This is a genomic window from Brevibacterium moorei (genome assembly GCF_024580735.1).
GTDB classification, from domain to species: Bacteria; Actinomycetota; Actinomycetes; order Actinomycetales; family Brevibacteriaceae; genus Brevibacterium; species Brevibacterium moorei.
Window position 1 is genome coordinate 105,443 of the sequence record NZ_JANIJX010000011.1, and the last position, 9,433, is coordinate 114,875.

The 9,433-nt window shown below is 65.6% G+C and carries 10 protein-coding genes; 6 read left to right on the plus strand and 4 right to left on the minus strand.

Annotation, left to right across the window (positions count from 1 at the left end; translation table 11 throughout):
* Nucleotides 1-59: 59 nt before the first annotated feature.
* From NQ034_RS09100 to NQ034_RS09110, 3 genes are all read right to left on the minus strand, one after another.
* On the minus strand, nucleotides 60-677 hold the full coding sequence (locus NQ034_RS09100) for a TetR/AcrR family transcriptional regulator (protein WP_257048425.1): 618 nt from the start codon (nucleotides 675-677) through the stop codon (nucleotides 60-62).
* Nucleotides 678-818: 141 nt separating this feature from the next.
* A complete protein-coding gene (locus NQ034_RS09105) occupies nucleotides 819-1,910 on the minus strand; it encodes a zinc-binding dehydrogenase (protein ID WP_257048426.1) in 1,092 nt (363 codons plus the stop codon).
* Between the two features lie 47 nt (nucleotides 1,911-1,957).
* On the minus strand, nucleotides 1,958-3,397 hold the full coding sequence (locus NQ034_RS09110; protein ID WP_257048427.1) for an aldehyde dehydrogenase family protein: 1,440 nt from the start codon (nucleotides 3,395-3,397) through the stop codon (nucleotides 1,958-1,960).
* Nucleotides 3,398-3,542: 145 nt separating this feature from the next.
* On the opposite strand from NQ034_RS09110, the gene NQ034_RS09115 reads away from it, so the two are divergent.
* The 6 genes from NQ034_RS09115 (at nucleotide 3,543) to solA (ending at nucleotide 9,184) form a co-directional block, all read left to right on the plus strand.
* Nucleotides 3,543-4,799, plus strand: coding sequence for an amidase (locus NQ034_RS09115; protein WP_257048429.1), 1,257 nt, complete (start codon nucleotides 3,543-3,545; stop codon nucleotides 4,797-4,799).
* Nucleotides 4,800-4,896: 97 nt separating this feature from the next.
* Nucleotides 4,897-5,469: a helix-turn-helix domain-containing protein gene (locus NQ034_RS09120; RefSeq protein ID WP_257048431.1), complete on the plus strand. Its 573-nt coding sequence runs from the start codon at nucleotides 4,897-4,899 to the stop codon at nucleotides 5,467-5,469.
* A complete protein-coding gene (locus tag NQ034_RS09125) occupies nucleotides 5,466-6,359 on the plus strand; it encodes an ABC transporter substrate-binding protein (protein ID WP_257048433.1) in 894 nt (297 codons plus the stop codon). The genes NQ034_RS09120 and NQ034_RS09125 overlap by 4 nt, the downstream gene beginning before the upstream one ends.
* The gene (locus NQ034_RS09130; RefSeq protein ID WP_257048435.1) at nucleotides 6,356-7,237 is read left to right on the plus strand and encodes an amino acid ABC transporter permease; all 882 of its coding nucleotides are present in this window, start codon (nucleotides 6,356-6,358) and stop codon (nucleotides 7,235-7,237) included. The genes NQ034_RS09125 and NQ034_RS09130 overlap by 4 nt, the downstream gene beginning before the upstream one ends.
* Nucleotides 7,238-7,246: 9 nt before the next feature.
* Nucleotides 7,247-8,038 (plus strand): amino acid ABC transporter ATP-binding protein, encoded by a 792-nt coding sequence (locus tag NQ034_RS09135; protein ID WP_257048436.1) that lies wholly within the window; start codon nucleotides 7,247-7,249, stop codon nucleotides 8,036-8,038.
* A gap of 3 nt (nucleotides 8,039-8,041) precedes the next feature.
* Nucleotides 8,042-9,184 carry an N-methyl-L-tryptophan oxidase gene (gene solA / locus NQ034_RS09140; protein ID WP_257048437.1) on the plus strand — a complete coding sequence of 381 codons (1,143 nt, stop codon included), beginning with the start codon at nucleotides 8,042-8,044 and terminating at the stop codon, nucleotides 9,182-9,184.
* 89 nt (nucleotides 9,185-9,273) lie between these two features.
* Here solA and NQ034_RS16435 read toward each other — a convergent pair whose 3' ends face one another.
* The gene (locus NQ034_RS16435) at nucleotides 9,274-9,429 is read right to left on the minus strand and encodes an integrase core domain-containing protein (protein WP_373567201.1); all 156 of its coding nucleotides are present in this window, start codon (nucleotides 9,427-9,429) and stop codon (nucleotides 9,274-9,276) included.
* Nucleotides 9,430-9,433: the final 4 nt, after the last annotated feature.

A 9,433-nucleotide genomic window follows, 5' to 3' on the forward strand; every position in this document is an offset into this window, starting at 1 on the left:
TGGAGTCCGTTGTCTGTGGGGTTTGTGCCCCTGCGTTTGTCACCTGTTGAGGGTCTTTCTCAGTGTCGGTCGGATGCCGTGGCGGCTGTGCGCCGCGGCGGTGTTGCGAGCAGGGCGGTGATGATCGCGCGATGCGATCGTCGGTGGGCGACTATGCCGTCTGCATGGTGTTCGGGTTTGACGGACACCCGGAACAGGGTCAGACCCGCGATCGTGTCGAGGATCAGGTCGGTGTCGGTGTCCGCCGGGAGTTCGCCGCGGGCGATGGCCCGCTGCAGGATCTCGAGTCCCAGGGCGTGCCTGGGCCGCATGTAGTGCTGGGCGATCAGTGGGGTGACCCCCGGATCGACCATGGCGTTGAACAGCCCCGGGTTCCGCCCTGCCCGCGCGAAGCCGTGCAGGTGGTGCCAGGCGTGATCCAGCAGGTCCTCGACGGTGGACCCGGTGTTGGGGACGCTGCCGAGGTCGATCCCGTCGAGCAGTGCGGCGGCCGTCAGTTCCTCCTTGCTGCCCCACCTGCGGTAGATCGCGTTCTTCGAACAGCCTGCCTCCCTGGCGATCTTCTCGATGCGCAGGCTCGCAAAGCCCTCGGCCTCGATGGCGTCGCGGGTGATCTGCAGGAGCCGGGCGGTGAGTTCCGCATCGCGCGGGCGTCCGTCTGTTGTGGCAGCGGTCATGATCACGGGTGTCATATATCACCCCGTTTATGCAACGGAGCGTTCCGTATCGAAAGGGGCGCACAGAGAAAGCAGCCACCCGGGTCCGTGCGGGGACCCGGATGGCTGCTGCTAGGACTGCTTCAGAAACCCAGGGCGGTCTCAGAAGGAGGTGATGATGCTGCGGGCCAGCTTGCCGGCCTTGAGCTCCTCGTAGACGTCGTTGATGTCGGACAGGGCGACCTCCTGGGAGATCAGATCATCCAGGTTGAAGCGACCGTCCTGGTAGTACTGGGCGTACATCGGGATGTCGTGCTTGATCTCCGACGACCCCATGTACACGCCCACCAGGGACTTCTGGCCCAGCACGAACTCGGCCATGGTGTTCACGGGCAGTTCATTGTCCGGTGAGGACATGCCGATGAAGTACACGCCACCGCCCTGCCCGGCCAGCTGCACGGCCAGGCGCTGGGTCACGGGCGCCCCCACGACCTCGAGCACATGGTCGGCACCCCCGCCGGTCAGGGCCTTGACCTGGTCGACCGCATCGGCATCGCCGGAGTTGACGAAGTGCGTGGCGCCGAACTTCTTGGCGACGTCCTCCTTGGCCGGCTGGATGTCGACGCCGATGATCTGCGAGGCGCCTGCCAGGCGGGCACCGTTGATCGCGTTGAGGCCCACACCGCCCAGGCCGACCACGGCGACGGTCTCGCCGGGCCGGACCCGCGCAGTATTGATCACGGTGCCGGCGCCGGTGAGCACGCCACAGCCCAGGACAGCGGCCTGCGGGAATGGGATCGCGTCGGGGATCTTGGCCAGCTGGTTCTCGTGTGCCAGGACCTGCTCGGCGAAGCCGCCGATGCCGAACATCTGGTTGACCGGCTTGCCGTCGATGCTCAGGCGCGGCTCTTCATCCGCGCCGCGCAGCAGAGCGGTGGGGCGGGTGCAGCGGTAGCCCTGGCCGGCACGGCACTTCCGGCAGTTGCCACAGGGGGCGATGAGTGAACCGACGACGTGGTCGCCGACCTTGAAGTCCTCGACATCGGGGCCGACCGCGGCGACGACGCCGGTGGCCTCATGGCCCAGGACCATCGGGAACGAGTAGCCGTAGCCGTGGTCGGCGACGTGCAGGTCGGAGTGGCACAGGCCAGAGGCCTTGACGTCCACCAGGACTTCGTGGCCGATTGGATTGGCGATCTCGACGTCGAGGATCTGGAACTTCTGACCGACTTCGGTCAGGACTGCTGCCTTCATGTGGTTTTCGCTTTCTGATTTACAGGGGTGGATAAGAGTCCGGACCCTCAAGGGGCCGGGACGATGGAGACCGCGCCGTCGGAGGAGACCTCGGCACGATAGTCGGCGGGGATGTCGACGGGCTTGATATTGCAGAAGCCGCGGATGCCCTCGATGCCCAGTTCGATACCGTAACCGGAGTCCTTGACACCGCCGAAGGGGATGGCGGGGCCACCGGAGCCGATCGGCATGTTGATGCCCAGCTGGCCGGAGTCGACCTTGCAGGCGACCGCGAAGGCGTGTGCGGGATCGGTGCTCCACACGGAGCCGGACAGGCCGAAGGGCGAGTCATTGGCCAAGTCGATTGCCGCGGCCTCGTCGGGAACGCGGAAGAGCATGATGACGGGGCCGAAGATCTCCTCGTGGAACAGCGGGTTGTCCGCGGTGACACCGGTCAGCAGGGTGAAGGGCACGAAGGCACCGGTGTCCGGGACGGCACCGCCGAGTTCGGTGGCGGTTGCGCCGGCCGCAACGGCCCGTGCGATCTGCTCCTTGACCGTGTCCGCCTGGGACTGCGAGGACATCGGGGCGAGGGTGGTCGCGGGATCCATGGGGTCGCCGGGGACGGTGTAGGCATCCGCCGTGGCGCGCAGAGTCGCTTCGAACTCATCGGCCACGGAGTCCAGGACGATCATGCGCTTGGGCGAGATGCAGATCTGACCGCCATTGAAGCAACGGCCGCCCACGCCGGCCTGGGCGGCGGCGGCCGGTTCTGCGTCGTCGAGCACGATGAAGGCGTCCTGGCCGCCGAGCTCCAGCACGGTCCGGCGGGCCGCCTGCCCGGCACGGGCGGCAACGTGGCGCCCGGCGGTGTCGCTGCCGGTGAGCGTGACGGCGCGGATGCGGGGGTCGGCGATGATGCGGTCGGCCTGTTCGTGGGTGGCGTAGAGGTTCTGCCAGACCCCTTCCGGCAGGCCCGCCTCGTGGAACAGATCGACGATCGCCTGGGCGCACTGCGGGACGATCGAGGCGTGCTTGAGGAGTACGACATTGCCAGCGATGGCGGCCGGTGCGAAGCCGCGCACGGCCTGGTAGAAGGGGACGTTCCACGGTTCGATGGAGAACACGATGCCCTCGGCCGCGTAGGTCACGACGGCGCCGCCATTGCCCTGGGCGTTCTGCCCGCGGACATCGGGGCGCAGCGCCTCATCCGCGGTGTCCGCCAGCCAGTCGATGATCGCCGGCACGGTTTTCTTCGCCTCGGTGACGCCCTCGGCCAGCAGCTTGCCCATTTCCAGGGTGGCGAGCTTGCCCAGTTCATCCGCGCGGTCGCGCATCAGGTCAGCGGCGCGGTGGAAGATCGCCGCGCGTTCGGCCAGCGGGGTGTCGCGCCAGGCCGGGAATGCCGCCTGGGCCCGGTCCAGAGCTGCGTCGACTTCGGCGTCGGTGGCGGAGGGGAAGGTTTTGACGACTTCGTTTGTGAAGGGATTCGTTGATGCGTAGGCCATGATGTGTGCCTGTCCTCCTAAAACAACATACGGAACGATCGATCAATGATCGTGCATTGGTTATGAGCTTACTCCCATTAGGGGATGTTTATCTGTCCGAATTTCTGTCTTATATGTCTCCGAGTCGTCACTTAGGATGGCGCGTATGAACCCAAGCGAACTGGCATCGGTGATGGAGCGGGTCGTGGCCGCAGGTCACCGTTACAACGCGGTGGCCACGGTGACCGGTGAGCGGGCGGAGCGCCTGGCGGCGGAGGCCGGCGGTCCGGATGGTTCGGCTTTCGCGGGCCCGTTGGCGGGCGTGCCATTGGCGGTCAAGGACATTGTGGACGTGGCCGGATACCGCACCGGGGTGGGCAGTCGGGTGGAGGTGGGGCCAAATCCCGCCACGCGGACCGCACCGATCGTCGAGGCTCTGGAAGGGTTGGGCGCCGTCACTGTGGCGAAGGCCAACTGCCAGGAGTTCTCCTATAACATCGTCGGCGGCGAGTCGGCGAATGGTCGCTCGATCAATCCCCGGGGCGAGGACCTGGTGACCGGCGGATCCAGCAACGGCTCGGCGGTGCTGGTTGCGGCCGGTGCGGTGCCCCTGGCCGTCGGGACCTATACCGCTGGTTCGGTGCGGGCGCCCGCAGCCTGCTGCGGTGTCGTCGGGTTCAAGCCGACGCATGGGGCCCTACCTGCGGCCGGGGTGTTCCCGCTGGCGCCCAGTTGCGACACGGTGGGACTGCTGGGCGCCGATGTCGAGATCGTCGCCCGGGCCTTCACGGGTTTGGTCGGTGGGGCCTGCGCCGGCGCTGATGCTGACGAGGTGGCTGTCGAGCCGCGCGTTGACGCCTCGGTGCTGGCGGCCGTTGAAGGCGTATCCATGGAAGCGTGGATGGACGACGATGAGCGCGCGCGGGCCTGGCAGGATGTCTTCGCCAAGGCGGCCGAGCTCTACGAACCGATCCGCCGGCACGAGTCCTATTTGGTGACCCGCGAGTTGTTGTCGAAGCAGCGTGAGCGGATGCTGCCGCGGGTGGCCGAGCGCCTGGCCCGGGGAGCGGACATCGGCCAGGATGCCTACGATGCCGCCTGCGCCGAGGCCGCGGATCTGCGGGTGCGCGCGCTCGCACTGCTGGACGGGGAGGGTTCGGCGGGGGCCGACTTCCTGCTCACCCCCGCCTTCACCTGCCAAGTCCCCACCTGGTTCGAGGCTGCGGCCGATCCTGACATCAGCGCCAGGATGATCGCCTATACGGTGCCATTCAACATTCTGGGCTGGCCGGCGATCATGGTGCCCCTGCGCGATGCTGCCGGCGGGTTGCTGGCGGATGGCCGGGGTGGCCCGATGAGTGTGCAGGTCGCCGCGCGCCCCGGGTGGGACCTGCAACTGCTGGAGTTCGCCGCAGGGCTGTAGTGCGCATCCATTGAATATGCCGTACATCACATATATGCTGTCCGTGACACAGAACACTTTTCCATAGGTGTTCGCTGAGGCGGACAGGGGTGAGGGCATGAACGAGGCAGTGGACACGGACCTTGAACTGCTCGGTGCGCGCCTGAAGACCGCACGCCTGATGAGCGGGAAGTCCATGCGGGCCCTGGCCGCTGCCGTCGACATCAGCGTCAGCCATGTCAGTGCGATCGAGAGCGGTCGGTCGCATGCCTCGGTCTCGATCATCAGCCGCCTGTGCCAGGCCCTGGACATGACGATCGCGGACCTGTTTGCGGAGTCGGCGCCGCAGCTGGACCCCGTCCGCGCGGCGGACCGCGAAGTCCTCCGGGCCGACGCCAGGATCGTCAAAAAGGCCCTGATCAAGGAGAAGGGGTCCGCCTTCGACGTGTACGAAGTGGATCTCAAACCGGGTGGAGCGACCGGCGGTGCGAATCGGCACCCCGGGTGCACCGAGGTCATCTATACGATCGCCGGGCACGTCACCGTCAGGCTCGACCAGTCGACGGCGGTCCTCGACCCGGGGGACAGCATCACCTTCCCCTCCGAGGTCGAACACGAATTCTCCAACCGAAGCGATGAGGATGCCCGTCTGCACTGGACGGTCATCCGGCAGAAAGGCGGAAGACGATGAAGATGAGGCGCTGGGCGGCCATCGCCTGTGCGGCCCTGGCCATCGCCTCGGCCACGGCGTGCGCCCCCGTGAAGACGCAGACCACGGGCGCGATGAGGGAAGGGGACCCGATCCCCGCGGCGAAGAAGGTCCAGGCGGCCGCCGACAAGCTGCCGGAGAAGTTCAAACAGGCGGGCAAACTGCGGATCGTCATGAGCGACGGCACCGCTCCCTTGAACGTGCCGGATACCGCCACGGGCGAGGTCGAGGGGTTCAACCCGGACCTGGCCCGCCAGGTGGGCGCGATACTGGGCGTGAAAGTCGAGATCACCGGTGTGCCGATCGACCAGATCATTCCCGGAATCGAGGCCGGGCGCTACGATGCGGTGTTCTCCAACTTCAGCATCACCGATGCCCGCTTGAAGGTCCTGGACTTCGCCGAATACTACTTCTCCGCATCCGGGTTGGGAGTCCAGGCGGGCAATCCGCAGGGCATCGACCTGGACCATATGTGCGGGCGGAGGATCGGGGTGTCGAACGGTTCGTTCCAGATGACCGACACCTTGCCCGAGTACTCACAGTCGTGTGCGGACAAGGGTGAACCCAAGATCGACATCGCCGCCTTCCCCGATCAGCAGAAAGCGGCTCTGGCGCTGCTCAGCGGCCGGGTCGACGCCACCGTGACGGACGGTCCGGTACTGGCCTATGCGTCCTCCAAAGAGCCGCGGATCGAACGCGCCGGCGAGGTCAAGGGCTCCAATGTGGGCGTCGGCGCGCCCAAGGGCGACGGGCTGATCGAAGCGCTGTCGGCCGCGCTGCAGGAACTGATCGACAACGGCACATATGAACGGATTCTCAAGTCGTACGGCATGGACCATCTGGCCGTGAAGGAAGCGAAGGTCGTGAAATGAGTTCTCCCACTCCCACCATTCCCGGGGCGGGTTCCCGCACCGCGAGCCGCACGATCCTGGCGCCGAAGAAGACCGGGACCCGGGTCTTCGGGTACATCGTGCTGGTCCTGGTGATCGCACTGGTCATCGTCATCGCGGTCAACCCCAACTTCAAATGGGGCACCGTCGGCTCCTTCATGTTCGACCCGAACATCCTGGTCGGCATCGTCAATACCCTGCTCCTGACCGTTTGCGCGATGGCCGCGGGCATCGTCCTGGGTGCGGTGCTGGCGCTGATGAAGCTGTCCAACGCCACTCAACTGCAGATTCTGGCCGAGGGCTACATCTGGATCTTCCGCGGAATCCCCCTGCTGGTGCAGCTGCTGTTCTGGTTCAATATGGCCGCGCTCTTCCCCAAGATCGGCATCGGGATCCCCGGTACGGATGTATTCGTCGGATTCAACGCCAATGAACTCATCAGTCCCTTCATGGCCGGTTTCCTCGCCCTGGCCCTGCACGAGGCCGCCTATATGGCCGAGATCATCCGGTCGGGCATCATGTCGATCGACAAGGGGCAGACCGAGGCGGCCGAGGCGGTGGCGATGCGACCCTCGCAGGTCATGTTCCGCATCATTCTGCCGCAGGCGATGCGCGTGATCATCCCGCCCACGGGGAACCAGGTCATCTCCATGCTCAAGACCACGTCGATCGTCAGCGTGATCGCCTTGAACGACCTGCTGTACTCCTCCCAGATCATCTACTCGACGAACTTCCAGGTCATTCCGCTGCTGCTCGTCGCGTCGATTTGGTACCTGATCATCGTGTCGCTCCTGACCCTGGTGCAGAACCGGATCGAACGGCACTTCAACCGCAGCACCCACGTCATCACCGGAAAGTAGGGACTCGCCATGGTCGACACAACAACCGCTACCGGTCCTGCGGTAGAACTCTCGCACGTGTCCAAGAGCTTCGGCGACAACGAGGTCCTCAAGGACATCACCTTCCAGGTGGGCGAAGGCCAGGTGGTGTGCCTGCTGGGGCCTTCCGGTTCGGGCAAATCGACGCTCCTGCGATGCATCAACAGGCTGGAGATCGTCTCCGGCGGCGACATCTTCGTCTTCGGCGAGCGGGTGGGCTATGTGGAGGAGAGCCCCGGCGTCCTGCGCATCGCCAAGTCAGACGCCCTGGCCAAGAGTAGGCAGAACATCGGCATGGTGTTCCAGCGCTTCAACCTGTTCCCGCATATGACGGCGCTGGAGAATGTCGTAGAGGCCCCCATCCACGTCAAGCGGATGCCCAGGGCCGAGGCGCTGGCCGAGGGTCGGAGACAACTCGAGCGGGTCGGCCTGGGGGATCGCGGCGATGCTTATCCGGCCCAGTTGTCCGGCGGTCAGCAACAGCGAGTGGCCATCGCCAGGGCTCTGGCGATGAAGCCCAGGGTGATGCTGTTCGACGAGCCGACATCCGCGCTGGACCCGGAACTGGTGGGCGAGGTGCTCAACGTGATGAAGCAGCTGGCGGCGGAGGGCATGACGATGATCGTCGTGACCCATCAGGTGCAGTTCGCCATGGACGTGGCCGATCGCGTGGTGTTCATGGACGGTGGGGTGATCGTCGAGGACGGCACACCGGCCGAGGTGATCACCGGAACCCGAAACGAACGTGCACAGACCTTCTTCGCCGAACTACAGGGAGCGTGAGTTATGACCGAACATATGGTGGCGCGTGCCGGGATAGTGGTCATCGGCCTGGGCAGTGTCGGATCGATGGCCCTGTGGCGGCTGGCGGGGGCAAACGATGGGCGTTCCGTTCTGGGGATCGAACAGTTCGGCCAGGTCCATGGGAACGGTGCGTATCCGGGTGAGTCCAGACTGTTCCGGGTCGCGGCGAAGGAGGGCGCGCTCTACACTCCGGCGCTGCTGCGCTCGCGTCAGTTGTGGACGGAGCTCGAAGCGGAATCGGGTCGGGAGCTGCTCGTCAAGGCAGGTGCGCTGAGCATCGCCCCGGAGGGCTTCCCGGATCTGGAACAGACGCTGAAGTCGATTTCCGACTATCAGCTGCCCCACCGGGTGCTCGACGCCGCCGAGCTGCGTCGGTCGTATCCGCAGTTCCACATCGAGGACGATGACACCGGGGTGCTCGATACCCTGGGCGGGGCCATGCGTCCCGAGGCCGCGGTGGCCACGGCGACCCAGCAGGCGCTGGCATTGGGAGCCCAGGCATGGTTCGATACCGAAGTCCTGGACCTCGAGGACACGGGCGACGGAGTTCTGGTCCACACCACGCGCGGTGTCGTCCAAGCAGATCGGGTGATCGTCACAACCGGGCCCTGGAGCACCCGGCTCCTGCCGGCCCTGCGCAGGAAGGTGAGGGTCGGGAACTTCACGCTGACCTGGTTCCTGCCCCGGCATCCGGAGATGTTCACTCCTGACAAATTGCCCGGGTTCATGCGCGATCTGAACGGAGAGCACGTCTTCGGGGTGCCGACATTGGACGGGGCGTCGATCAAGGTCAGCGCACATTTGGATCTGCCCGAGGTCGGGGACTATGCCGAGCGGTTTACGACCGTGAGTCCGGAGGCGTTGGAGCGGGCCACCAGGGTCGCCCATATGATGATTCCCGATCTGGTGGGCGGTCCGGTGAGGTGGTCCGCCCATCCCGATGCCGTGACCGAATCGCATGTGCCGATCATCGACACGATGGCCGATGGGCGCATCGTCATCGGCACGGGCTTCTCTGGCAACGGTTTCAAGTTCGCCCCCGTCTGGGGTGAGGTGATGGCCGAGCTCGCGCTGACCGGTGAGGCGGAGTTCGCGGACGAGGTTTTCACGATTTCAGCGCATTGACGCCGCGACCCCGGCTTCTGCATACCGGCCTCCTGCCCTTAGAAGGGTGTCAAGCCCCGGGTTTTGTAGAGGCTCCTTTTCTTGGTTTCCTAAGCGGCCGTGGACTCCGTCCCGGTCTCGGTGATCCATTCAGAATGGACCTCGACAGGCGGCCGGTAGTCAATCGCCGAATGCAATCGCGTCTGGTTGTACCAGGCCACCCACTTCGACGTCTCCGCCATCACCTCGATCAACCCTGACCACACCCTC

Coding starts and splice junctions, on each gene's coding strand:
- NQ034_RS09100 (WP_257048425.1), bottom strand. CDS start 677: ATGACCGCTGCCACAACAGACGGACGCCCGCGCGATGCGGAACTCACC.
- NQ034_RS09130 (WP_257048435.1), top strand. CDS start 6,356: ATGAGTTCTCCCACTCCCACCATTCCCGGGGCGGGTTCCCGCACCGCG.
- NQ034_RS09135 (WP_257048436.1), top strand. CDS start 7,247: ATGGTCGACACAACAACCGCTACCGGTCCTGCGGTAGAACTCTCGCAC.
- NQ034_RS09125 (WP_257048433.1), top strand. CDS start 5,466: ATGAAGATGAGGCGCTGGGCGGCCATCGCCTGTGCGGCCCTGGCCATC.
- NQ034_RS09115 (WP_257048429.1), top strand. CDS start 3,543: ATGAACCCAAGCGAACTGGCATCGGTGATGGAGCGGGTCGTGGCCGCA.
- NQ034_RS09110 (WP_257048427.1), bottom strand. CDS start 3,397: ATGGCCTACGCATCAACGAATCCCTTCACAAACGAAGTCGTCAAAACC.
- NQ034_RS09105 (WP_257048426.1), bottom strand. CDS start 1,910: ATGAAGGCAGCAGTCCTGACCGAAGTCGGTCAGAAGTTCCAGATCCTC.
- NQ034_RS09120 (WP_257048431.1), top strand. CDS start 4,897: ATGAACGAGGCAGTGGACACGGACCTTGAACTGCTCGGTGCGCGCCTG.
- solA (WP_257048437.1), top strand. CDS start 8,042: ATGACCGAACATATGGTGGCGCGTGCCGGGATAGTGGTCATCGGCCTG.